Below are 23,941 nucleotides of genomic sequence, written 5' to 3'. Positions count from 1 at the left end.
TACCCCTTCCATTTACAATCCATTCACCTAGTATACACTTCCATATTGTTTTACCATTTTCAAAAAAGCGCTATGAAACAAAGTGAATATCATATTTAAATCAGATCAAAGGCTCTTGTCTAATTAGAAGTAAGACTTGCTCCTTTTCCAAATAAAAACATATCTTATAAAGTAATCCATTAGTTATATAGATTAATTTCCTAAAAAGGAGGAAAAAACATGAGCTTTGGTGGTAGTTGCGCTGGTTTCGGCGGTGGATTTGCTTTACTCATCGTGCTATTCATCCTTCTAATCATTATCGGATGTAGCTGTTGGGGTGGCGGCGGAGGGTTTTAAATATAATACGTATCCTTTTCGCTAAACCCTAAATGAATAAAATATGTTAACTAAAAACTATACGAAAACAGCTCATATTTGAGCTGTTTTTTCATACTTTCGTATGAATTAATATCCTTCTTTTAAGTGATTTCAATAAACAAAGCATCGTTTAATATAAAATAAGAAACATTTTTACTAAGGAGGATTATAATGATTAAAGGTCTTTATGAAGCACATTTACCTGTCTGTAATTTAGAAATTTCGATACCTTTTTATGAATCACTGGGGCTCAAATTATATAAAAGAGACAAAGATATCGCCTTCTTTTGGATTGTAGAAAATGAAAGTTGGATTGGTCTTTGGGAAGGAAAAGAATACAAAGTTAATTATCATCCATCCTTACGACATATCGCTTTCCAAGTAAGATTACACGATTTAGAAAACGCGATACACTGGCTCAAACAGAAAGGAATTCCAGTGCGAAAAGACTTTGGAATGGAGCCAATTGAGCCAATCGTTTTTCCCGAGCTAGCACACGCCTCTATATATTTTAATGATCCTGATGGAAACAGTTTAGAATTTATTGCAAAATTACCTGTTGAACTACTCAAGGCAGAAAAAATGTATTTAAGCGAATGGAAAAAACAAGTACAAGCATCGCTAATTTTTAGTTGATACCATTCATTAGTGCTGAGTAACAATAAAATTGTTTAAAAATGTAAGTAATACTATTTGAGAAGAAACTAAATATTTATGTTAAAATAAAAGTGAAATTGTGAAGTATTACACTTAATCTATAGGCTCGAATCAGTTAAATTCGATTTTCATAGTGGAAAAATATTTATTAAATTTGATTAAATAGGGGGGCTATGTTGGGGACTACATTAATTTTCATATGTATTATATTAGTAGCTTCTGTTTTACAAACAAGTACAGGTTTTGGCTTTTCCATAATGGCAACACCTTTCTTACTAATGTTATTCTTACCACAAGAAGCTATACAAATAAACATTATTTTATCATTAATTATTTCAATATCACTCATTTGGAAAATAAGAATGGACATTGACTTTATTCTACTGAAAAGATTAACTTTTGGAAGTATAGTTGGTGTACCTTTTGGTATTTTAATTTTCATTTCCATCAACATAAATGTTTTTAAATTAGCAGTTAGCATCCTGCTCTTAATCTTAACATTGATGCTGATATGTAACTTTAAGATTAAATCAACACAATCTAGGGATTTCGTAGTTGGTGGCTTATCAGGCCTTTTAACGACAAGTATCGGCATGCCAGGACCTCCCTTGTTACTATACTTTACAGGAACTGATACTGAAAAAGGGAAGTTAAGAGCAACTACTTTGGCTTTTTATCTGTTTATATATTTCATTAGTCTCATAACTCAAATACTCTTTACTGGAACGAACAGAACAATTTGGGAATCAAGTTTTTATGCAATTCCAATCATATTTCTAGGTTTGTTTATAGGCCAAATTATTTTTAAATGGCTTAATCAACGGATTTTTAAAATATTTACATATATCCTTTTGAGTTGCACAGGTATTTATCTCCTTATTGAAAGTTTGAATTTGTTATAAATAAGTTTTTCAAATTAGAAGGTGCTTTAGAGTGTGCAATAACACATAGATCTAAACGAATTTATTGGTGTATTTTTAAGTGCAGTGGAGTATTTTACATCAAAAATTAAACAAATTTTTTTTAACCCCGTCTTAAAATCAGAACGGGGTTATACGTGTTTTAAGTTTTTAAATTAAATAACTTTATTGTCAGTTTACAATTAGTAATCCCACTGATGATTCTTTCATGAGAAGAATATTTTAAAGCTACAAGTTCATCAATAGAATACTAACTAAACCATAAAAAGCGGCTATTAGGCCGCTTTTTACATTAAATATTTTATAAAGAAAAGACCTGAACTTACTATCACGAATATATTAAAGAATAAGAAAAATCCTTTTTCAAAATCTGTATACTTTTCTACTTTTACTCCGCGTTTTTTTAACTCCATAATAATCATTGCAATTTCTTGTGCATACTCAATACTTCCAAATTGTATATAGCTGTTATTATATTTAATCTCAAAGACATTTTTCATTTTTTTATGTTGCGAAATAGATTGTATATCTTCTATTGGCATGCTTTGTTCATTTGTTTTTTTAAAATAACAATCTAATCCTTTCATGATCACTCTTTTATTTGTTAAAACGATATAATAATAAAAAGTAGCTCCTACGTAATATATATTTGGTATTACTTTATTATTTGCCATATATCCTTCGTCTACTAACAGTTCCTTCTCAATTTCTTCACCAGCTTGTAATTCATTGCGAATTGACTCTTCTAACATTTGTAAAGTTAATTTTTTTAATAACTCTCCATTTCTCACATAATACTTATCTATATTTATAGAATCATTCGCTTCTTTCTCTAAACGTGTAATTTCTTCTTCTGAATATTGGAGCTCATTTAACATCGATAATAGTCTTTTATCCATATTACACACTCCCCTTCCACAGTTTTTGAAGTTTTTTCTTCCCCCGAGAAATTCGGTTGTATATATAATCCGCTGTTACTTTTAATTCTTTTGCAATATCGTCAATGGAATATCCATCAATATACCTCTTTAAAAAGATATAACGATCCTTTTTATTTAAATCTTGCACTATTTCCATAATCTCTTCTTCTTGTTCTATTTCATAACTATCATGGATACCTTTATCTATTTCTACGTCTTTATCCATTTTGTTCTCTCTATATACTTTCTTTTTATATTCCAATGCCTTTAATTTAGTAATACCAATCATCCAAGATTTTAAGTTTCCCTTTTCTATATCAAATTGGTCGATATTAAACCAAATGACAGTAAATACATCGTTATAACAATCATCCACATATTGTTTCTCAATAGGGGTACTTAATGATTTATGAATAATATATAAAATTAATTTTCCATATTGATCAATGACTTCTTTCAAAGCATCTTGATCACGTTTTTTCATAGCTATAATTAAATCCTCTTCAGAATCGAAAATCATAAACATCTTCCTTCCTCAGTTCCCCTTTAGCAGCTGCTTTTACTTACTATTGGCATTTCATTCTCATTTTCTATCACTTTTGTAAAAATTTATTAATTTTTATTTCTATATATATGATAGCAAACAAAATACATTTCTCCTCAAAAAAAGACAAACCCGCATCTCAGGTTTGTCTTTTACTCATTTTTTATTTAATCCTTTCTCACTCAAAAACTCTTTCATATGCATTCTCTTCTCTTTTGACATAAATGTGCTCATTGATTCTGTCCATGTTACGTTTTTTTGATTTGACGATCTTTCTTTGTAATACGCACTCATCGTTTCATCATATTCGTTTAATAATTCATCATATTTCTTTTCATCGTATCCATTTTCATGAAGAATGGCCGCTACCGGTAAACGTGGCTTAACTCCATGATCTTCATCTGGTACGCCAACTGTCATTCCGAATACCGGATATACTTTATCCGGTAAATGAAGCAATTCACTCACTTCTTTCGGGTTATTACGAATTCCGCCAATATAACAAATGCCGTATCCTAATGATTCAGCTGCAAGTGCTAAGTTTTGTGCAAATAATGAGGCATCTACTGTTGCTACAATAAAGTCCTCTACTCCCTCATGTTTAATTTCTGTTCCATGTTTCTCACATGCAGTTTCTAGACGTTTTAAATCCGCACAGCATACAAAGAATGCTGCGCAGTCTTTCACATGACGATTCCCGGATAATTCAGCTAGTTTAGCCTTTAGTTCTTGATCTGTTACATATATAAGAGAATACGCCTGTACAAAATGTGAGGAAGCCGCATGCTGAGCAGCTTGCACCATTCTTTCTACTATCTCTTTTGAAATTGGTTCTTCTTTATATTTACGAACTGAAACGTGTTGCTCCATTTTATGTATCATCTCATTCATGAAAATCACTCCTTCTTTCTCTTCATAATGAAAAATTAACATATCTTTTTCATTATTCACAACTTATAAGCACAAAAAGAGCAATTCTTTGCGAATTGCCCTTTTTTTAATACATATTAATATGGTATATGAAATTATATCGACTGTAGACAAATAGCAACAGAATAATGCAATGTTAATTCCTGTAATTCAATTTTGTTAAGCTGCTTTCAATACTTTAATACCTTTTACGATATTCCAAATGAAGTAGTAAATCCCTACAAGAATAAACACTGCATACGTTATAACCATTCCAATTCCAACGCTCTCAGACTGATTGAAACTTAAACCGTATACCCCTGATAATGCTAATCCTCCAAATAAAATTGCGTATGGCAAAACATGTGACCAAAATGCTTTTTTCGCATGATGTTTTACTTCATCTTCCGCAACGAAGTACACGATAATTGGCAGTAAAAACGGTGCAAAAAAGATACTAAAGTAACATAGCGAAGATAAAATATTATTTCCTTTCATCCGATTCACCTCTAAAGTTTTTTGTTACCTTCATTATGTCAGGAAACCACTTTAGAAACTATCGCTTTACCTTTCATGAACATGACATCTTTGTAAGATTTCCCTCAAAATAAATCCCGCCTGGAATTTCAGGCGGGATCACTTTCACTATATTCGATTCATAAACCAATATTGCGTAATCGCTAAATATTCTCGTACATTCGATTGAATAATAATTGGCTTCGGTGTTTTCGCCGGAAGACCTTCTAATGTCAACCCTTGTTTTTCTGCAATCTTTTTTGCTCGGAACATATGAAAATCGTTCGTTACAATCATCCCTTTTTTCATATTTTCAGGGATAAGAGGTTTTGAAAATTTAATATTTTCATCTGTGCTCGTCGAACGTTCTTCCATTATAATGCGGTCTTCTGCAATATTTTGTTTCATTAATCCTTGTTTCATCGCTAATGCTTCTGTAATATCTTCACCTTTTCCTTGGCCTCCAGATACGATAGCAATTGTTTTATCATGTGATTTTAAATACTCAGCTGCTTTATCAATACGATATTGCAATGAATAAGAAGGTTTTGTTCCATTTACTTTCGATCCTAGTACAATTATATAATCCGCATCGTCAATTGCATTCATATGCCCATGCTTATAGATGTTATATTGTAAAAACCCCGCATACACGGCGAAGATCATTATAACAACTAAAATGTACTTAATTATTTTCTTCTTTCTCATATCCATATACTCCTATTCCCTTTACTTCCTTCATCATAATATCCATTTATTTGTTTGTATACAGCCAAATTCCAATTCACCCTAATTCATCCTATAAAAGGTAATATTTATATTACTTTCGGGAATAGTAAGTACAACTTCACACGAAGGAGTGTCCCTCTTGCTTCTCTTTTTATTTAATGTATCGTTCTTTTTTATCTTATTTTTACTATCACTTAAGCTACTTGGTAAATCTGCATTAGCACAACTAACCCCTCATGATTTTGGGGCTATTATTTTTTTATCTTATTTAGCTTTTCAAGCCATACCAGTCGCTGGTGCTTTACAAGCATTTCTCGGTATGGTCGTGATTACATGCTTACATCTACTTCTTACAAAACTAAGCTTATTAAATAAACTAAATCGTTTCATTCTCGGACACCCCATTATTTTAATTAAACATGGTGATATTATTTTTGAGAACTTACAAAAAAGTAGATATCCGATCCCTGAATTGCTTTCTAATCTTCGCGTCGCCGGATATCCAAGTGTTCATGAAATTGAATACGCTATTTTAGAAGCGAATGGAGCCATTAGCATTTTACCAAAGCGAGAACTTGTACCATTGACTCCAAAAGATATGAATATAGATGTTAAGTATGCAGGGTTACCAATTGCTCTTATCGTTGATTCACAAATTCAATACGATAACTTAAAGTTAATCCATAAAAACGAAAAGTGGTTACATGCAGAGTTAAAAGAGAAAGGCGTTACAAATATTAAAAACGTTGCTTTCGCTTCTGTGCAGGAGACAGATGGATCTTTTGCGATTAGTTTAAAAGAATGAAAAAATCCCCTTACTTGTTCAAGGGGATTTTCTTCACTATATTGCTTCTTTCTCTCTCGCCATGTTTAACGGAACAGGATGGTTCATACGATTCATCGTAAATACGATAATTGCTGTCAATACTTCCGCTACTGGCATAACGAGCCAAATTCCGGTTATACCAAATACTTTTGGCATAATCCATAACAATGGAATAATAAATAGTAAACCACGGCTCAAAATAATAAGAACTGATTTTGTCGTTTGTCGCACTGATTGGAAATACTCTCCATACACAATGTTATAGCCTAAAAATACATATTGGATAAAGAATAAACTAATACCTGTTAACGTTAACTCCAATAGTTCTGGGGATTGAACATCAAACAAACCAATTATATATTTCCCGAAGAATAAACCGACAACAATTGCTACGCCTCCGAGTACAACTGCAGTTTTTACAGCTAACCGTAATCCTTCACGCAGTCTTTCTGGTAAATTTGCACCATAATGGAAACTAGCAATAGGTTGTAATGCGGCACCAACACCGAAGAATAATAGTAATGTCATTGCATGAATACTATTGACCATCGCATAAGAAGCGACACCTACTTCTCCTGCATATTGAACAAAAGCGATATTAAAACCAACCGTTACAATCGCTACTGTAATCTCAGTTGTAAAACTTGGGAAACCAATCACCATAATTTGTTTAACCGTATCCCATTCAAAATGGAATTTCGTCCATTTTAATACACTACTTTTTCTAAAGAAGTGAGTTAATAACACAAGGAAACCAATTGCCGCCGAAAGAATAGTTGCTGAGGCAGCACCTGTTACGCCCCATCCAAAGATGAAAATAAAGATATAGTCAAACACTATGTTCAATACAGCCGTTACGACAAGGCCTGCCATTGCTAAATTAGGATTTCCATCGTTACGTATAAATGTGCTTAAAATATTTTCTAAAACGTATATCATTCCAAATGTTAATAACACTTGTAAATAGTCTAACGCATATGGCAAAATCACTTCATTTGCACCGAATAGATATGCTATATCTTCTATTCTCCATAAGCAAATAGCCGCTAAAACACCTACGATAATAACTGCCACTGTCATAGATTGAGTAAAAATAGACCTTGCTCTTTCCAGTTTATTTTCCCCTAGTGCAATGGAATATAACGTTGCTCCGCCCATTCCAATCCATAATGAAATAGAAAAGAAAATTGAAAACGCTGGAATAGCTACGTTTACTCCAGCCAAACCGTTCGCTCCAACTCCTCTACTAATCATGACCGCATCAATCACAATATTAACCGACATTAATACCATCCCAAGAACAGCTGGTATTAAATAAGTGATAAATAAACTTTTAATAGGTTTTTCTCTTAATTTTTCTGTTGTTTCCATCATATAAATGCTCCTTTTTCAATGCTCTGTTCACAGTTTAAACCTTCAAGTTACTTGAAGGTCAATAGAGAATCGAAAAATATATAAGCCTATTTTTTAACAACAGGTATTTGAATTTCCGTTACTTGCTCCCTCGGATTTTCTGTTACAGACCAATCAATTAATGCAAGCTCAAGCGCATCTCCCCATACTTCATATCCTTCGTTATCAATGTGCTTTAATAATTTCGTATACGTTGCGTCTGTTTCTTCATACGGTCCATGATGATAAGAACAAGCAAATATTCCTTCTTTTATTTCATCTGAAGTATGCACTTGAAAAGGCATGTAATCCAATAAAATAAACACACTGTTATATGCTTGAAACTCATTTTGAAGTAATGCTTTTTTTGAAACTGTTACACCGATATCTCCTGAAAATAAACTATTATCAATTTGCTTCATATTTTTTTGTAGCGAATGGATATAATATTCAAACATATCATCTGTTGTATTAGGTGCAACTGCAATTGCTGTTATTTTTCGCTTCGATATCGTTTTATAAATAATTTGATTCGCTTCTGATTCCGTCGCTTTCTTCATTAAATGGATTTTATGTTCCATTTTTGCCAAAGCATACTCGATTTCTCTTTGCTTTTTCAGCATCATTTCTTGTTGTTTTTCAAGTAAATTCAGCGCATAAGACGGATTTCGTTCATCAATATATTTCTTTATTTCCTTTAATGGGATATTCAATTGGCGTAAAAATTTAATCGTGTCTAATAGTGAAAACTGATCAATTGTGTAATAGCGATAATTCGTTTGTGGGTCCACAATAGACGGATGAAAAATTCCTTTTTCATCATAGTAGCGTAATGTAGATTCCGCTATATTATGCATTTTTGCCATTTCCCCAATTGTAAACCGTTTATTTAATAACATATGCCCTTCTCCAATTCATTAAAAATGTAGCCTTATTTCTTCTTATTATATAGTGATTCCCTCCATACCTAAATCGAATCCTATCATGAAAATCTGCTATTTTTTCATTGATTTTTAGTAAATTTTATTATATATTAATTACAGGTTCAAATTACAAGTTCAAAAGAACTCGTAATAAGACCCTTTGTTTAATGGGTTTTTACATATTTTCATTAGGCAAATTCCGAGAAATCGTATGATAAAACTAAAAATGATGAGGAGAGGATCAGATGGAATTCGAATTTTTCTTTCAAATTGCACTTATTTTATTAAGTACAAAGCTCGCTGGTGACCTTAGTGTTAGATTAGGTCAACCTTCTGTACTAGGTAAATTAATTGTCGGTATCGTTATCGGTCCAGCTTTATTAGGTTGGATTGAGAATTCAGAACTTCTAACGCAATTAAGTAATGTCGGGGTTATTCTTTTAATGTTTATGGCTGGACTTGAAACAGACTTAAAAGAATTAAATGAAAACCGTAATTCTTCTTTAGCAGTCGCAATTGGAGGTATCGTTCTTCCATTTGTAGGTGGTTACGTTGCCGGTCTTGTTATGGGCATGGAACAAGGGAACGCTGTCTTTTTAGGATTACTTCTATGTGCGACAAGTGTTAGTATTTCCGTTCAAACACTTCGCGATTTAGGTAAGATGAAAACACGTGAAAGTACAACAATGCTTGGAGCAGCTGTATTTGATGACATTCTTGTTGTTATTTTATTAGCATTCGCAATGAGCTTCTTAGGTACAGATGATGTGAATTTAACAATGGTTATCTTGAAGAAAGTAGTATTCTTTGCTTCTATTATTTTAATCGGATGGAAAGGTGTTCCAGCGATTATGCGTTGGTTATCACCACTACGCGTATCTGAGTCTATCGTTAGCGCAGCACTTATCATCTGTTTCTCATTCGCATATTTCGGCGAACTATTAGGAATTGCTGGTATTATCGGTGCTTTCGCAGCTGGTATCGCTATTTCTCAAACGAACTACAAACATGAAGTAGAAAAGAAAGTAGAACCAATCGCTTATGCTATGTTCGTACCAGTATTCTTCGTTAGCATCGGTATGAATATTACATTTGACGGTATTGGTGATCAAATTTGGTTCATTTTAGCATTAACAGTAATCGCTGTATTCACAAAACTAATCGGTTGTGGATTCGGTGCACGAATGACTGGATTTGATGCAAAGTCTTCTGCAATTATCGGTGCTGGTATGGTTTCTCGTGGTGAAGTTGCACTTATCATCGCAGGAACAGGACTTTCTTCTGGCCTATTAGCACAAGATTACTTTACAGCAATCGTTATCGTCGTTATTTTAACTACGATGATTACACCACCAATGTTAAAATACACTTTTGGTGCAAAAGATAAAGCAATGAAAGCAAGTAAATAAGTTTACTATAATAAAAGGAGATTGCTATCTTATAAGATAGCAATCTCCTTTTTCGTTTCACCTTTAAACACTCTCATTCGTCTTTAACCATTTTTCAAAAATAGTTCGTGCTTCTTCATCATCGATATCATCACGAAATGAATATACTTTTATGCCATAGTCATCTATATATTCCCCAAGTTTCATTTCCTCCACCTTTTTATAAAAATCGTCTGCCTCATATTTTGGAATATAAGCATCCCAAACTGGCTCATTTATTCTTTTGTACGCTGTCACTTCTAAATCATATCCGTCTTCATAATATCCGATGTGATAATGTTTGTTAGGATCATATTTCTCCATTAAAAGCTCCTCCTAGTAAACAAAAGCGAGCCTTATATTACAGCTCGCTCCTCTCGTTCTATTTATTAAATACGTTCCATCGCTGTCTTCAACGTTCCAACAACAAAAGCAATTTCTTCACTTGAAATAACAAGTGGCGGTGCTAATGTTAAAACGTTATTATACCCCGCTGTTGTCATACCGTTACGCCCAATAATAAGTCCTTTTTCTTTACAAGCATTTACAACACTTGCAATTTTGTCGTTATCAATTGGTTCTTTCGTCGCTTTATCATTTACTAGTTCGATTCCAACTAATAACCCTTTCCCTCTAATATTACCAACAAGCGGATGTTCCCCAATTTCTTCTTTTAATTGATTTAATAAAAGTGAACCCATTTGGGCAGAGCGCTCAATTAAATTTTCATTTTCCATAATCTCTAAGTTTTTAAGCGCTAATGCACAAGCCGCTGGATTTCCACCAAATGTATTAATATGACGGAAGAATTCATATTCTCCTGTTCCTTTAAATGCCTCATAAATTTCTTTTTTCACAGCTGTTGCTGATAATGGTAAGTATGCGCTCGTAATACCTTTTGCCATCGTAACGATATCAGGCTTAACGTCATAATTCATAAATCCAAATGCTTTTCCTGTACGCCCGAAACCACAAATAACTTCATCGCTAATAAGTAACGAACCGTGTTTTTGACACGTTTCATGAACAGCTTTCATATAGTCTTGTGGCGGCATTAAAATACCTCCGCCTGTAATAATTGGCTCCATAATAAATCCCGCTATTGTTTCGCTTAATTCCCATGTCATAACACGATCTACTTCTTTTACGCATTCTACATCATAAATATTTTGCGATTCCATTTCTGGCATGCGGTAACAATCTGGAGGCGTTACATGTAAAAACCCTGACGCAAATGGCTCATATTGGTATCTACGCTGTGCTTGTCCAGTCGCTGCCATCGTTGCCATTGTGTTTCCGTGATAACCACGATAACGTGACATAAATTTATAACGATGCGGTTCACCCTTTTGAGCATAATATTGTCTTGCTATTTTAAAAGCTGTTTCATTCGCTTCTGATCCACTATTAGAGAAGAATATAACATACTCTCCACCAAGCCACTCGTTTAACTTTTCAGCGAGCTTAATTGCTGGCTCATGTGATTGTGACATCGGAAAGTATGATAATGTTTGCAATTGCTTATAAGCTGCCTCTGCGAGCTCTTTTCTTCCGTATCCACTATTCACACACCAAAGACCACTCATACCGTCTAAGTATCTTTTTCCTTGTATATCTTCAACCCAGCACCCTTCTGCTTTTGCCCCTACCATTGTACTACTTGGGCTAAAAGGACGCATTCCGTGCCAAACATATTGCTCATCTTTTGCTAATAATTCATCGGTTTGTTTTGTCTTCATCATTTCTTCCACCTTCCATAACAACTTATTTTTCACAAAGCTGTGCTGGTGCCATGATGAGTTAAATTTCTCCCTGCCTATTTTCATTCCACAAACACAAGACAAATCCTACCAAAAATAAAGTAATATTTATCCCGCAGTAACGGGCAGTAAAACTCCCACCCAAAAATTCAGCTGGAGCAAAGAAGTTAGGTGGGAGATTAACTGCCCATAAACGCCCGATTGGTGAAGGCTAATAATCAGTGTGGGGGGATGAACAATCCCCCACACTGATTAAAGTTTCACTTTATAAGAAAATGCCAAAAGAAATAGAAGCTTTTCTTATATTTCGAAAAGCTCCTCTTTTTTTAATGTGAAGAAGCATCACTAATACCATGACCAGTATTAGATTTCACAAGAATTTCATCAAACTTTGCTGCATCTTCTTTCTTACTAGAGAAAACAGTTCCTAAATATGCTGCAAGGAATCCAAGCGGAATAGAAACAATTCCAGGTGTCGTATATGGGAATATCGCCTCTCCAACAAATATAGCTTTCCCTACCACAGGATTCCAAACGTTTGGACTTAACCCAACAAGAACAATTGCTGATACAAGACCAACAATCATACCACAAATTGCACCCGTTGTATTAAAACGCTTCCAATATATTGTAAATAATATAACTGGTAAATTTGCACTCGCTGCAACTGCAAATGCTAGTGATACTAAAAATGCTACGTTTAATGTTTGCGCAAATAAAGCAAGTATAATAGATACTATCGCTACTCCAATAGACGCATAACGAGCCATTGAAACTTGCTCTTTTTCCGTTGATTTTCCTTTGCGAATAATCTCGTTATAAAAATCATGAGCAAATGCGGAAGCCGCTGTTAATACAAGACCTGCTACTACAGCTAAAATTGTTGCAAAAGCAATCGCCGATACGAATGCGAATAAGAAATCTCCACCTAATGCTTTAGCTAATAAAGGTGCTGCCATATTACCGGCTGGATTTGCTTGAATAATTGCCTCATTCCCTACAAACGCCGCCGCACCAAATCCTAAGAAAATCGTCATAATATAAAATGCACCAATTAACCACGTAGCGTACACAACTGATTGACGTGCAGTTTTTGCATCACGTACTGTGAAAAAGCGGACAAGAATATGCGGTAATCCTGCCGTACCAAGAACTAGTCCTAAATTTAAAGAAAGTGTATCCAGACCATCTTTATACTTTACTCCTGGATTTAAAAACGATTCCTTCAATGGAGTAGCTGTTTTCATTTGAGCGAACATTTCTGTCACACTGAAATTAAATTTGGAGAAAACGATAACAGAAATAATAAATGTACCTGCCATAAGTAGTACAGCCTTTACAATTTGTACCCAACTTGTAGCAGTCATACCTCCAAAAATAACGTAAACTGTCATTAGTGTACCAACGATTAAAACAGATGTCGTATATTCAATTCCTAATAATAATTTAATAAGTGCACCCGCACCAACTAATTGTGCAATCATATAAAAAATCGAAATCGTCATCGTATTAAGTGCTGCAATACCACGAACCTTTTTCGCATCAAAACGCGCCGCAATCATATCCGCTAACGTATACTTCCCTAAATTTCTAAGCGGTTCTGCAACTAGGTATAATACAACTAAGTAAGCAACTAAGAAACCTATACTATAAAAGAACCCATCAAATCCTGTTAAAGCTATCGCTCCGGCGATGCCAAGAAATGACGCAGCAGACATGTAATCCCCGGCAATCGCCAGGCCATTTTGCCAACCAGTTAATCCCCCTCCAGCCGTATAAAATTCACTCGCATTTTTCGTTTTTTTCGATGCGAAATAAGTTATAACAAGTGTACCAAGGACGATAATTAAAAATAGCGCAAAGGCGGTTGTATTCAAAGTCAGCCCCTCCCTTGTTGCATATCTTGCAGAATTTTTCGCGAGATTTCATCAAAGGATTCTGCTTTTTTGCTATAAATCATACATAATGCCCATGTCATTATAAATTGCGCAAAAGCAAATACCCACGCCCATGTAACATCACCAAATACCGGTGTATTAAGCACCTTTGAATACGATGTTAAAATAGGTAATGTAATAAAAAAACTTAAAAAGAAAATACTCATCGGAATAATAAACTTCTTTTTCGTATTTAATAACAATTGAAACTCTTCCGACTGAACAACTTCTGTATAATTCACCTCATTTTGTAACTTACGTGCTGACGTATCATCTCGTTTCATTCTCTGGTCCCCTCTCTTAACTTAAAATACAATTTCTCCTTGCATACCAAAAGACTAAATTTTATAAATATTCAGAAACTTATTTTCATTTTAGACAATCCGTACATTCCTGCAAAGATTTTTCGATAGACATTTTTCGTCATTTTCTCCTAAATTTTCAATATACTTTTTCAACATAAAATTTGATTGATTCGATTAAACTTTTATTCCCGTTAAAACAGAATAAAGTGAAACTTTAATCAGCGTGGGGGGGTTACGGGCAACACGACTCCCACCTAACTTCTTCGTATTCGCCGAATTTTGAGGTGGGAGTCTTACTGCTCGCAAATAGCGGGATAAAAAAAGTAGTGCTTATCGCACTACTTCTGTCTTTGTCTCCTTTTCTAAATTACGAGCTGTTTCGCTTAATTCAACGTCTTTTCCATCTTTAAGCGTTCCAAATATAAAATCGAATACTGGATTTGAAACACCAAACCAAAACTTTTCATTTTTATAATGGTGTAATATATGCTGTTTTTTTAGCCATCTTCCAAACTTAGTGAAGGGACGAATCGGCTTATGTGCAATATAATGTTTCCATTCATAAACGAGGAGCATGATAATCATTCCGACTCCAAATGAAAGTGTAACAGTAACACTTTTTGTAATACCATATGATATAAGTAAATAGATAGTAAAGCTAGGTATACTAAACCATACAGGCAAAAATAAAAGTTTTAAATCATCTGGATAGACGTGATGATCATAATGTAATCTTCTTAACATTTTTAATAAAAGTGCGTTTTTAGGCGGCTTTAAATGGAATAAAAAACGATGTGTCATATATTCGTTAAGCGTATAAAAAACAATCCCAAACAGACACGCTAACATACCGATCCATGTAAAAAATTGCATTTTTAAAATAAGGATAAAAATTAATAGAACACTATACATAATAACAATATCATGTTGCAAAAAGAACTCCTTTACCACTCTCTTCATCTTTCTTCCCCCTTCTCCACAAAAACAGCCGCAACATATCGTTACGACTATTTCTTTTCTATTTTATTCTTATTCTATTCACTTTACAAATTTGCCTGCTGTTCTATTGTCGAGAAAAAAGTGTTCGGACCAAATATATTTTGCTTTGGGATAATGTGTTCTACTGCAAACACTGTTACTTCACCCCTTTGTACTTCTCCAATAATAAGCCCAAATACTTCATGGTTTACCGCAAACGTTGGTTGTTTCGTTTGCAGCAACCTTGCTGCATTTTTAAATACCGCTTCATATAGTGGATTCCTATCAGTAATTTCTTTTCGGATTTTTGGTGCTAAAGTGATGATAATTTCTTTTCCGTCAATAGTGGTTCGATACATAAAAATCTCCCCTTCAATCTTATATGAACAACTGTAAAGCTTTGTATGCAAAATGGATAGAATATCCTACTAAAATAATACCTGCTCCGGCTGTAATATAGCCAAGTGCTTTTTGCTTTAATAAAGTTCTTCCGAAATGTACAGAAAAAGCAATATTTAAGTTCCACAAAATAATACCAACAATAATACAAAGACTGTACAAAAAAGCTTCTTGTTTCGTTACTTTTGTAAGCAAAGAGCTAAGTGTACTTCCGTATATGCCAAACCAAAAAACGAGATTTAATGGATTGGATATCGCGATAAAAAATCCTGCCATAAAAGATTGTTTAAGTCCACCTATCTCTTCTTGTTTATATTCCATATTAGAGTGAGAAATTCCTTGTTTCACACTTTGAAACCCTAAATAAAACAACAAGAAAAACCCAGTGCAATACATAAAAGCTTGTACATATGTATACATAAACACAGAAGATAAACCGAAATAAATAAGAAGCATAAACAAAATATCAGCAGTCATTCCTCCAATTCCAACAATCCATGCATGCCAAAATCCACGTTCAATTCCCCTTTTTAACATTTCAATATTAATCGGACCTACAGGCGCAGCTAATGAAATACCTAATACTATTTGTTGTATAATTGCTCCAAACATCGCTCTATCCTTTCTACTTCTTTTACTATTAAGTAATGATGTAAATATAGAAAATAGACTAGCTTTCATAAAAATTATTCACTAATACAGTACCCTTTTTTATCCAAAATATACAAAAGAGCCATCCTGTTGATGGCTCTTATTTCTCTACTCTATGATGAAAAGGACATTTACCTTTAATCGGCTCAATATCATCCCCTATGAAATATTGTTTCCATTCACGATGATTAGGATCGCCGTAGTGACTAATGTTAGGGTGTTTCGGCAACTGATCCCACTTTTCAACTCGTTCACGGACCATTTGTCTTGAATACGACCCTTTAGGACGATCTCCTTCTAAGCCATCGAAAATAGTTCGTGGCTGGAATCCAATAACGAGAGAATTTCCTAAATGCCTAGTCTTTCGCTGTTTATAAGCTGGCGCATTCCCAAATGCAAATATTGGTTCACCACCAAATGAAAATTCCCATAAATAATGCTCTGGATTTTTCGGGATTTGCTTTGGCCATAATTGATTATCTTGTTCATGTAAATATTGTAGTACTTTCCAAAAATAATCTCGATAATATTCGATTGATTTTTCTTCACATTCCGGTTCCACAAAAAGAAAAAAGCCCCTTCTTACAATCGGCCGCTCTCTCATTAACTCTAAAAAAGATAACATTGTATTGGGTAAATGCCCCCAATCATTATGAGAGAGAAATGAATAACGAAGTTCATTCTTTTTCAAAGCTGTTAAACCGAAATAACACGGAAAAGTTGGTTCTAACACGACACTCGAAAAATTTTGAAATTCTTTTGCAACCCAATTCGGTATGTCGCCTCTATTTTTCATTCCTTCATTATCTAATAAATAAGACTCATCCATTCTTTCACCTCATTATGTACAGCATTCACTTAAGAATATTACATACTCGGCTTGTCCTATACCTTTTTAAAAATTCGAGAAAAAATTATTTAAAAATACAAAAATTTCAAAGCGCTTACTTGACTAAATTCTACCAATTCGTGTATATTTAAATTAATCATTTAGCAGAATATTCGAGAAAATAGCATTTTTTATTTATATTATTTTTTAAAATGAATTTCACTAAATGAAAAAAGGAATCGTTTTTAGGAGGAATTGTGACATGCAAGGAAAAGTAAAATGGTTTAACAATGAAAAAGGTTTTGGATTTATCGAAATGGAAGGCTCTGAAGATGTATTCGTACATTTCTCTGCTATTCAAAGCGACGGCTACAAAGCTTTAGAGGAAGGTCAAGAAGTATCTTTCGACATTACTGAAGGAAACCGTGGACCTCAAGCTGCTAACGTAGCAAAACTTTAATCCCACATATGACAGGAGGTTACCTTACTTGGTAACCTCCTTTGTTATTCCTTTGTATATTTCCGTTTTACAGAGCAAAAACTATGTGAAATGCGCAAAATCCAAAGGAGGCAATAACAATGGGGTCACATGTAAATGATTTTGAAGAAGTAAAATTCCGTGTAGAAACTGCACAAAAAATGGTAGGTTCTGCAACAATTTCAATGGATCCAGACACATTAGAGCATGCCACTACTGCAGTAGAATCGGCTCGTTCTCAGCTTGAAATCATGAAATCCGTTGCGACGGATTTAGATGAGCCATTTCTAATGAATGAAGAAAAAAAATTAAGCAAATGCGAGCATCAATTACACGAAGCGAAGCACTAAAAAAACATCCAGAGAAAATTCTCTGGATGTTTTTTTATGACAATTGCTCCCCATACTTTTTCAACTTCTCTCCAACCGTACATTGCCTTATACAAAAAGAATGGGCATAGTATTTACTATGATTTTTCCGATTATGATCCTGTAAGAAACATCCTTCGCAATACGTCTCTAATAAGTCATTTACCTCTGTAATGAGTTGCTTTTTATTCACCTTTGCACCTCTCTATTCGGTTATTTCTTTATGACTGTCAATTGCCGTCCCTTCTAATGCTTGCGCTGCTAATTGATGTGCCTCTTTATTTTGTTTTCTAGATATCGGTTCACAAACAAGCTTTAATTTCATTTGCTTCGCTTTTTGTTCAATTTGGTCTAAGTAATGATTTAAATGTTCATCATAGCAAGGCCATTCACCAGCTAATTGCTGCAGTACAACTTGAGAATCTCCACGAAGTGTAACCGCTTCATATTTAATTCCTAATTCTTCGAGTGTATTCACCCCGTATAATAATGCTGCATACTCCGCTTCGTTATTATCATATATGCCTTCTATGTATGCATTGCGACGAATTCGGTAATTTGTATTTCCTTTTTTATAGTATACACATATACCCACCCCAGCTTCTTTCGTCTGTACATCATAACCACCATCAAAATAAACTTGAATTTCTTGCGGATCTTCCTCCACTTGCTTACTCAGTTTTTTCATTTCTTTTAATGACCATTCCGCGTCCATTTCATCGTAAAATAAAAGTTCTTTCACCCTACCTGTTTTCTCAAAATCCTCCGCAAATTGAAGCACTTCTTCTATGTTCATATAATCTGTTGTTAATTCAGTTTGTAAACCACGCTTCGTTTTATACAACCAATGTATTTTATATTTCATACTAGATTCCCCTTTTATAAGACTTCTTATATTTATCCGACTAATTAAAGCCTCACTTTATTTTATTATATTTTATCAAGAGTCACAGTATTATATACAATTTAATCACATACAAAAAGAGCCATCCTAAGTAAGGACAGCTCTTTCATCTATTGCATAAATCTTTCAAATTGCACTCGCTTATTAATCCAGTACATTACAGGCATACCGATCGCCATTACAACAAATTCACCAACTGCACAAGTTAGCCATGTCAATAAAAATGGCAGATCAAATGCAAGATGAAGTTCAATTGCAATCATAAACATTGTGACTGTAAAAATAACTGTATTAAAAATCATACGAGCCCAAACACCTTTAATGAAGCGCATAGAAATAATAGTTGCAAGTAATGCAAGAATTGATTGCCCTACTCCAAATACTAAATCATAAGCGATCATAGGTGAGAAAAAGAGATTCGTTAAAAATACACCTAATACAATCCCGTAAATTGCTTTCTTATTGAATACAACGAGATGATTAAACATCTCTGAAATACGAAACTGTACACTCGTAAAGCCAAATGGCTGAATAAGCATAGAAACAGCAATATATAATGCCGCTAAAATACCATTACCGACTAATGTTCTTATATTCATAACAAAATCTCCTTAGTTTTTTTACGTGGGATGGTTTCGAACCACGTTATTCTTTTTTAAGCAACAAGATTATATTTTACGCAATAGGTACTCTTTCGTCAATAGATTCCTATCATTTACTACCTTTTTTCTTTTAGACAACGTATAATAAAGTAAAACTTTAATCAGCGGGGGTTTTGTCCATCCCCCACTGATTATTAGCCCGTACCAATCGGGTTTTTACGGACAGTTAATACGGGATAAAACATATGAAAGATTTAGGAGGTTTCACTTCATGACAGCAACAATTCAAAATGAAAAAGTGATCGTTTCCATCTCTGACAAAGGTGCAGAATTACAAAGCGTTCGCTTAAAAGAAGACAAAACAGAATATTTATGGCAAGGTGATTCTACTTATTGGGGACGTCGTGCACCAATCTTGTTTCCAATCGTCGGTCGATTAGTAGAGAATACATACTACGTAGAAGATAAACCTTATTCATTAACACAGCATGGTTTTGCCCGTGATCTTTCGTTCTCTGTTAAAGAACAAAGTGAAACAAAAATCACTTATGTCGTTACTAGTAATGAAGAGACGTTACAAAAATATCCATATGAATTTGAATTACTCGTTTCTTATGAAGTAGACGAACAAAATATACATGTTACATATGAAGTAAACAATCCCTCTTCAAAAGAGATGCTCTTTTCAATCGGAGCACATCCTGGATTCAACTGTCCTTTATTAGAAGGTGAATCATTTACAGATTATCATCTATCATTTAACGGATCTGAACGTTTAGAAACTAGCATATTAGAAGGTCCTTTTCTTTCAAATGAAAAGCAACTAATCGCTGAAAATACGAAAGAATTGCCACTTACATATGATTTGTTCAAAAATGACGCGCTTATTTTTGAACATATGAATACGAATGAAATTTCTATTCGCTCACATAAACATAATAAATTTGTAAAAGTAGCATTTGATGGGTTCCCATTTGTCGGCGTATGGACACCAGGAGATAACGCACCTTTCTTATGTATTGAACCTTGGTACGGAATTGCTGATGAAGTAAAGCAAGCAAAAGATTTTAAAGAAAAAAAAGGAATTCAATCGTTACAAGCGAATGAAACATTTACATGTCGTTATAGCATTACAATTGGATAAAGTGAAACTTTAATCAGTGGGGGGTGTTCATCCCCCACTGATTATTAGCCCACACCAATCGGGCGTTTACGGGCAGTAAGACTCCCACCTAACTTCTTTGCTCTAGCCGAATTTTGAGGTGGGAGTCTTACTGCCCGGCAAATAGCGGGATAAGTACTCTATCCCCTACTTCTAAAAAAATTTTCAAGTAGGGGATAACCTTATAACTGGAGGTTCTCATTTTGATTGAAGTATATATCGATGGTGCATCAAAAGGAAATCCTGGACCTTCTGGCGCCGGGGTTTTTATTAAAGGGGTACAGCCACCTGTACAATTGTCATTACCACTTGGAACAATGTCCAACCATGAAGCAGAATACCACGCTTTACTTGCAGCATTAAAGTATTGCGCAGCGCATAATTATAGCATTGTATCTTTTCGTACAGATTCCCAACTTGTTGAACGGGCTGTTGAAAAAGAATACGCAAAAAATAAAATGTTTGCACCGCTTCTAGAAGAAGCACTGCAGTACATAAAAAATTTCGATCTCTTTTTTATTAAGTGGATTCCAAGTAGTCAAAATAAAGTCGCTGATGAATTAGCTAGAAAAGCTATTTCACAAAATTAACGGGGGTATGAGTGTGAAAAAAGGGTGGATTGCTCCTCTCGCATTATTATTCGTCTCTTTTATTTGGGGAGCTACGTTTGTTGTCGTTCAAAATGCTATGTCTTTTGTTGGACCATTTACTTTTAATGCTATTCGCTTTTTATTCGCTGGAATTATTTTATTATTCGTTCAAATTATTTTCTCACAAAAAACTTCAACACAAGATATAAAACAGAGTAGTCTCGCTGGATTGATTGTTGGATTCTTTTTATGTGTTGGCTATTTACTACAAACATTCGGCTTACTTTATACAACCTCTTCAAAAGCTGGTTTCTTAACAGGGCTTAGTATCATTATGGTTCCAATCTTGTCTTTTATTTTTTTAAAACAGCGAGCTACAATTTTCATTGCACTTGGTATTACTGTAGCAACAACAGGTTTATATTTATTAACGGCTGGTGATTCTTTTCAATTAAACATTGGAGATATACTCGTTCTCGGTTGTGCTGTCGCTTTCGCTGCCCATATTCTTGTTAACGGTTTCTTTTCTAAGAAAATATCACCTTTATTACTAAGCACTTCTCAAGTATTAGCTGTCGGTATATTTTCTTCTATTTGCGCTTTTTTGTTTGAAGATTGGGAAAAATCACTTTCAGTATCACTATGGACAAATCATTCCTTTTTATTCGCTCTATTTCTAACTTCTCTGTTTGCGACATCAATTGCCTTTTTCATTCAAACATCTGCACAAAAACACACTTCTCCAACGAGAGTAGCCATTATTTTCGCAATGGAGCCTGTTTTTGCAGCATTAACAGGCGTTCTAGTAGCAAATGAACAGCTTTCTATTTCTGCTGTTATTGGGTGTCTATGTATTTTCCTAGGTATGATTTTTGTTGAATTACCTTCAAAAACAAAAAAAGAAGCGCGGGCTGCGTGAAGTTACGCTTGTAACTTCCGCATAAAAGCCTTAGCGCTTTTTTTATCTGTAATTTCTTCTTCTTTCAATCGTTCTAATAACGCAACAAAATAACTGCCATCAAACTGTAACTGATGTTTAATCGTCGCTTCTATTGCTACGTTCACAATTCCATCAGATGCACCAGTATATCCTTGTCCAAACATAATAAACCCGTGTGCTTCCTCTGATAATTTAAATCCTTTCGTATGTAAGAATGAAAGATAATCTTCTACTGTTTGCATGATATTCCCACCTACTCAAAAATTCTCCACTTCCTATCATACATGTTTTTATACTCTATGAGAATGAAATTTCTTTGACAACTTTGTAAATCGCTCGTCTACTTCACTAATGATAGAGGATTCTCATACACTATTACGGAATATATAAAGTGAAAATTATTCTGTATTAAAGGGGAGAAACAATGAAACAAGCTCTATTAATTATTGATGCTCAACAAGAACTAATTGATGGAAATGAACAAGAAAATGAAGTTTTCAGTAAAGCCGAGCTATTAGCTACACTAAATATCGCTGTACAGCAAGCAATAGATTCAAATGCTCTTATTATTTTCATAAGGGATACTGATGTTGCTTCTGGTAAAGGAGAAGGATTTGAAGTACATAAGCAAATTAACATCCCTCAATCTGCAATCCTTATTAATAAAGCCGCAACAAATTCATTCTATGGCACTTCTTTACACGAACTTTTAAAAGAAGAGAAGGTTAAACATCTTGTTATAGGTGGATGTAAAACAGAACATTGCATCGACACCGCTGTTAGAACAGCTACTGTACAAGGTTTTGATGTTACATTAATTACAAATGGCCATTCAACAACTGATTCTAACGTATTGTCTGCAGAGCAAATCATTAATCATCATAATAAAACTTTACATGGTCATTATAACGTTGATCATTTTTCTATGGTGAGAGATATCGAGGAAGATCTCTTTCAACCAACTCATGACCAATATCGTGATTAGGTTTAACCACAAAAAAGAATCCTTTATTAAAAAGGATTCTTTTTTTATCCAAAAATTTGAGCTGCAATGCTATATAGTTCACTATTCCTTTTTAATAATTGATCACTATTTTTTATCATAATTGGTGGTTTATTCACCTTTTGAAAACCATTAATCTCTAATTCTTTCACGAAATCTTTCTTTCCCTCTGGTACATCCATTCTTAATTTACCATTATGCCCTTTTGCTAAATAATGTACCATTCTCATTGCCATCGCATCATTTTTACCAACAACTGGTCCTATTATTTTATTTTCTGGCGTTTGTATACTTATACCATATCCTAATACATTTTGTTTTGTATCCTTTATAACGATACATTGTTCACTTTGTATAATTCGATACTTTAAAAACTCTTCTCTATTTGTTCCAAATGCATCTTCGTCTATTTATATTATTTCTTCTAAATCACATTCTTCATAATTCACAATATGCTCTTCATTTCCTACACAATGATAATTCGCATTGTACGAGTTACATATGTATTTAGAAACATAACTAACAGCTCTAAATCCTAGTTTTTTATATAAAGGCTTCCCCTCATCCGTAGCAATAAGCATAATTGGGATTTGAGTTGATACGCTTTTAACGCATGAATCCGTTATTATCTTTCCAATCCCTCTTCCTTTATAATCTGGATGTACAATTACCATTCCGATAGAAGCTAATGCCTCCCCGTATAATATAATTGCCGCGCTAGCAATAAGCTCTTCCTTCGCATTTACCACACCATATACTATACCCGTATTCAAAATCGTCTCAATTTCTTCTCTGTTATAATCCCACCCAATATAAGAAGATAATGCTACAATATCCCCTATTTTTTCTTCCCTAAGACGCTCCACTCTAAACGCCAATTCAATCATTCTCCACCTCATTATTTAGACGTTTGAA

General features: G+C 34.1%; 30 protein-coding genes, 1 pseudogene and 1 riboswitch. Of the genes and pseudogenes, 11 read left to right on the top strand and 20 right to left on the bottom strand.

The window, feature by feature from the left end; translation table 11 throughout:
• Positions 1 to 219 precede the first annotated feature (219 nt).
• The 3 genes from MHI07_RS07975 to MHI07_RS07965 all read left to right on the top strand — a co-directional run bounded on the left by MHI07_RS07975 (position 220) and on the right by MHI07_RS07965 (position 1,916).
• On the top strand, positions 220 to 336 hold the full coding sequence (locus tag MHI07_RS07975) for a YjcZ family sporulation protein (RefSeq protein WP_000007805.1): 117 nt from the start codon (positions 220 to 222) through the stop codon (positions 334 to 336).
• A 192-nt stretch (positions 337 to 528) separates the two neighbouring features.
• Positions 529 to 993 carry a VOC family protein gene (locus MHI07_RS07970; protein ID WP_002202560.1) on the top strand — a complete coding sequence of 155 codons (465 nt, stop codon included), beginning with the start codon at positions 529 to 531 and terminating at the stop codon, positions 991 to 993.
• Between the two features lie 197 nt (positions 994 to 1,190).
• Positions 1,191 to 1,916 carry a sulfite exporter TauE/SafE family protein gene (locus tag MHI07_RS07965; protein ID WP_340822933.1) on the top strand — a complete coding sequence of 242 codons (726 nt, stop codon included), beginning with the start codon at positions 1,191 to 1,193 and terminating at the stop codon, positions 1,914 to 1,916.
• Between the two features lie 305 nt (positions 1,917 to 2,221).
• Here MHI07_RS07965 and MHI07_RS07960 read toward each other — a convergent pair whose 3' ends face one another.
• From MHI07_RS07960 to MHI07_RS07940, 5 genes are all read right to left on the bottom strand, one after another.
• On the bottom strand, positions 2,222 to 2,833 hold the full coding sequence (locus MHI07_RS07960) for a PH domain-containing protein (protein WP_340822931.1): 612 nt from the start codon (positions 2,831 to 2,833) through the stop codon (positions 2,222 to 2,224).
• A gap of 1 nt (position 2,834) precedes the next feature.
• On the bottom strand, positions 2,835 to 3,380 hold the full coding sequence (locus MHI07_RS07955; protein ID WP_012260654.1) for a sigma-70 family RNA polymerase sigma factor: 546 nt from the start codon (positions 3,378 to 3,380) through the stop codon (positions 2,835 to 2,837).
• Positions 3,381 to 3,554: 174 nt separating this feature from the next.
• Positions 3,555 to 4,289, bottom strand: coding sequence for an oxygen-insensitive NADPH nitroreductase (nfsA, locus tag MHI07_RS07950; RefSeq protein ID WP_215581202.1), 735 nt, complete (start codon positions 4,287 to 4,289; stop codon positions 3,555 to 3,557).
• 198 nt (positions 4,290 to 4,487) lie between these two features.
• Entirely contained in the window at positions 4,488 to 4,805 is a 318-nt protein-coding gene (locus MHI07_RS07945; protein WP_340822927.1) for a DUF4870 domain-containing protein, read from the bottom strand.
• A gap of 147 nt (positions 4,806 to 4,952) precedes the next feature.
• Positions 4,953 to 5,531, bottom strand: a complete 579-nt coding sequence (locus tag MHI07_RS07940; RefSeq protein ID WP_002202567.1) for a YdcF family protein — start codon at positions 5,529 to 5,531, stop codon at positions 4,953 to 4,955.
• A gap of 160 nt (positions 5,532 to 5,691) precedes the next feature.
• On the opposite strand from MHI07_RS07940, the gene MHI07_RS07935 reads away from it, so the two are divergent.
• A complete protein-coding gene (locus tag MHI07_RS07935; RefSeq protein WP_002201086.1) occupies positions 5,692 to 6,357 on the top strand; it encodes a DUF421 domain-containing protein in 666 nt (221 codons plus the stop codon).
• Between the two features lie 36 nt (positions 6,358 to 6,393).
• On the opposite strand, the gene MHI07_RS07930 is transcribed toward MHI07_RS07935, so the two are convergent.
• Complete coding sequence (locus tag MHI07_RS07930; RefSeq protein ID WP_340822921.1) at positions 6,394 to 7,752, bottom strand: MATE family efflux transporter; 1,359 nt, start codon at positions 7,750 to 7,752, stop codon at positions 6,394 to 6,396.
• A gap of 86 nt (positions 7,753 to 7,838) precedes the next feature.
• On the bottom strand, positions 7,839 to 8,669 hold the full coding sequence (locus MHI07_RS07925; protein ID WP_340822919.1) for a MerR family transcriptional regulator: 831 nt from the start codon (positions 8,667 to 8,669) through the stop codon (positions 7,839 to 7,841).
• Between the two features lie 269 nt (positions 8,670 to 8,938).
• On the opposite strand from MHI07_RS07925, the gene MHI07_RS07920 reads away from it, so the two are divergent.
• Positions 8,939 to 10,102, top strand: a complete 1,164-nt coding sequence (locus MHI07_RS07920; protein WP_002201089.1) for a cation:proton antiporter — start codon at positions 8,939 to 8,941, stop codon at positions 10,100 to 10,102.
• Positions 10,103 to 10,165: 63 nt separating this feature from the next.
• Here MHI07_RS07920 and MHI07_RS07915 read toward each other — a convergent pair whose 3' ends face one another.
• The 8 genes from MHI07_RS07915 to MHI07_RS07880 form a co-directional block, all read right to left on the bottom strand.
• Positions 10,166 to 10,444, bottom strand: coding sequence for a DUF3986 family protein (locus MHI07_RS07915; protein WP_340822918.1), 279 nt, complete (start codon positions 10,442 to 10,444; stop codon positions 10,166 to 10,168).
• A 65-nt stretch (positions 10,445 to 10,509) separates the two neighbouring features.
• Positions 10,510 to 11,859 (bottom strand): aspartate aminotransferase family protein, encoded by a 1,350-nt coding sequence (locus MHI07_RS07910; protein ID WP_002158515.1) that lies wholly within the window; start codon positions 11,857 to 11,859, stop codon positions 10,510 to 10,512.
• Between the two features lie 347 nt (positions 11,860 to 12,206).
• Positions 12,207 to 13,757, bottom strand: coding sequence for a solute symporter family protein (locus tag MHI07_RS07905; protein ID WP_002201091.1), 1,551 nt, complete (start codon positions 13,755 to 13,757; stop codon positions 12,207 to 12,209).
• 2 nt (positions 13,758 to 13,759) lie between these two features.
• The gene (locus tag MHI07_RS07900; RefSeq protein ID WP_002158517.1) at positions 13,760 to 14,101 is read right to left on the bottom strand and encodes a DUF485 domain-containing protein; all 342 of its coding nucleotides are present in this window, start codon (positions 14,099 to 14,101) and stop codon (positions 13,760 to 13,762) included.
• A gap of 351 nt (positions 14,102 to 14,452) precedes the next feature.
• Complete coding sequence (locus MHI07_RS07895; protein WP_016104365.1) at positions 14,453 to 15,082, bottom strand: sterol desaturase family protein; 630 nt, start codon at positions 15,080 to 15,082, stop codon at positions 14,453 to 14,455.
• An 83-nt stretch (positions 15,083 to 15,165) separates the two neighbouring features.
• Positions 15,166 to 15,459, bottom strand: a complete 294-nt coding sequence (locus tag MHI07_RS07890; RefSeq protein ID WP_002011898.1) for a hypothetical protein — start codon at positions 15,457 to 15,459, stop codon at positions 15,166 to 15,168.
• Between the two features lie 19 nt (positions 15,460 to 15,478).
• The gene (locus MHI07_RS07885; protein WP_016104364.1) at positions 15,479 to 16,111 is read right to left on the bottom strand and encodes a LysE family transporter; all 633 of its coding nucleotides are present in this window, start codon (positions 16,109 to 16,111) and stop codon (positions 15,479 to 15,481) included.
• Between the two features lie 139 nt (positions 16,112 to 16,250).
• Positions 16,251 to 16,979 (bottom strand): YqcI/YcgG family protein, encoded by a 729-nt coding sequence (locus tag MHI07_RS07880; protein WP_002158520.1) that lies wholly within the window; start codon positions 16,977 to 16,979, stop codon positions 16,251 to 16,253.
• Positions 16,980 to 17,241: 262 nt separating this feature from the next.
• Here MHI07_RS07880 and cspB point away from each other — a divergent pair, with 262 nt between their 5' ends.
• The gene (gene cspB / locus MHI07_RS07875) at positions 17,242 to 17,439 is read left to right on the top strand and encodes a cold shock-like protein CspB (protein WP_002011904.1); all 198 of its coding nucleotides are present in this window, start codon (positions 17,242 to 17,244) and stop codon (positions 17,437 to 17,439) included.
• 119 nt (positions 17,440 to 17,558) lie between these two features.
• The gene (locus tag MHI07_RS07870) at positions 17,559 to 17,807 is read left to right on the top strand and encodes a DUF2564 family protein (protein WP_002011905.1); all 249 of its coding nucleotides are present in this window, start codon (positions 17,559 to 17,561) and stop codon (positions 17,805 to 17,807) included.
• A gap of 34 nt (positions 17,808 to 17,841) precedes the next feature.
• Here the strand turns inward: MHI07_RS07870 and MHI07_RS07865 are convergent, their stop codons facing one another.
• The 3 genes from MHI07_RS07865 to MHI07_RS07855 all read right to left on the bottom strand — a co-directional run bounded on the left by MHI07_RS07865 (position 17,842) and on the right by MHI07_RS07855 (position 19,328).
• Positions 17,842 to 18,018: a zinc-finger domain-containing protein gene (locus tag MHI07_RS07865; RefSeq protein WP_033714188.1), complete on the bottom strand. Its 177-nt coding sequence runs from the start codon at positions 18,016 to 18,018 to the stop codon at positions 17,842 to 17,844.
• 12 nt (positions 18,019 to 18,030) lie between these two features.
• Complete coding sequence (locus tag MHI07_RS07860) at positions 18,031 to 18,690, bottom strand: ribonuclease H family protein (protein WP_340822911.1); 660 nt, start codon at positions 18,688 to 18,690, stop codon at positions 18,031 to 18,033.
• Between the two features lie 149 nt (positions 18,691 to 18,839).
• Positions 18,840 to 19,328 carry a QueT transporter family protein gene (locus MHI07_RS07855; RefSeq protein WP_002011909.1) on the bottom strand — a complete coding sequence of 163 codons (489 nt, stop codon included), beginning with the start codon at positions 19,326 to 19,328 and terminating at the stop codon, positions 18,840 to 18,842.
• 6 nt (positions 19,329 to 19,334) lie between these two features.
• Positions 19,335 to 19,379, bottom strand: a riboswitch (PreQ1 riboswitch).
• Positions 19,380 to 19,602: 223 nt separating this feature from the next.
• On the opposite strand from MHI07_RS07855, the gene MHI07_RS07850 reads away from it, so the two are divergent.
• The 3 genes from MHI07_RS07850 to MHI07_RS07840 all read left to right on the top strand — a co-directional run bounded on the left by MHI07_RS07850 (position 19,603) and on the right by MHI07_RS07840 (position 22,002).
• Positions 19,603 to 20,475: an aldose 1-epimerase family protein gene (locus tag MHI07_RS07850; RefSeq protein WP_340822909.1), complete on the top strand. Its 873-nt coding sequence runs from the start codon at positions 19,603 to 19,605 to the stop codon at positions 20,473 to 20,475.
• A gap of 221 nt (positions 20,476 to 20,696) precedes the next feature.
• On the top strand, positions 20,697 to 21,083 hold the full coding sequence (locus tag MHI07_RS07845; protein WP_002149250.1) for a reverse transcriptase-like protein: 387 nt from the start codon (positions 20,697 to 20,699) through the stop codon (positions 21,081 to 21,083).
• 13 nt (positions 21,084 to 21,096) lie between these two features.
• Positions 21,097 to 22,002: a DMT family transporter gene (locus tag MHI07_RS07840; RefSeq protein WP_340822906.1), complete on the top strand. Its 906-nt coding sequence runs from the start codon at positions 21,097 to 21,099 to the stop codon at positions 22,000 to 22,002.
• A gap of 2 nt (positions 22,003 to 22,004) precedes the next feature.
• Here MHI07_RS07840 and MHI07_RS07835 read toward each other — a convergent pair whose 3' ends face one another.
• The gene (locus MHI07_RS07835) at positions 22,005 to 22,265 is read right to left on the bottom strand and encodes a DUF6123 family protein (RefSeq protein ID WP_002158528.1); all 261 of its coding nucleotides are present in this window, start codon (positions 22,263 to 22,265) and stop codon (positions 22,005 to 22,007) included.
• Between the two features lie 182 nt (positions 22,266 to 22,447).
• Between MHI07_RS07835 and MHI07_RS07830 the strand changes: the two genes are divergently transcribed.
• On the top strand, positions 22,448 to 23,008 hold the full coding sequence (locus MHI07_RS07830; RefSeq protein WP_340822903.1) for an isochorismatase family protein: 561 nt from the start codon (positions 22,448 to 22,450) through the stop codon (positions 23,006 to 23,008).
• A 44-nt stretch (positions 23,009 to 23,052) separates the two neighbouring features.
• Here the strand turns inward: MHI07_RS07830 and MHI07_RS07825 are convergent.
• Positions 23,053 to 23,913 (bottom strand): annotated as a pseudogene (locus MHI07_RS07825) (GNAT family N-acetyltransferase).
• Between the last annotated feature and the right edge of the window lie 28 nt (positions 23,914 to 23,941).

It is taken from the genome of Bacillus sp. FSL H8-0545 (assembly GCF_038006105.1).
GTDB classification, from domain to species: domain Bacteria; phylum Bacillota; class Bacilli; order Bacillales; family Bacillaceae_G; genus Bacillus_A; species Bacillus_A cereus_U.
Note: the sequence above shows the minus strand (reverse complement) of the source record. Positions and strands in the feature narration are given on the sequence as shown.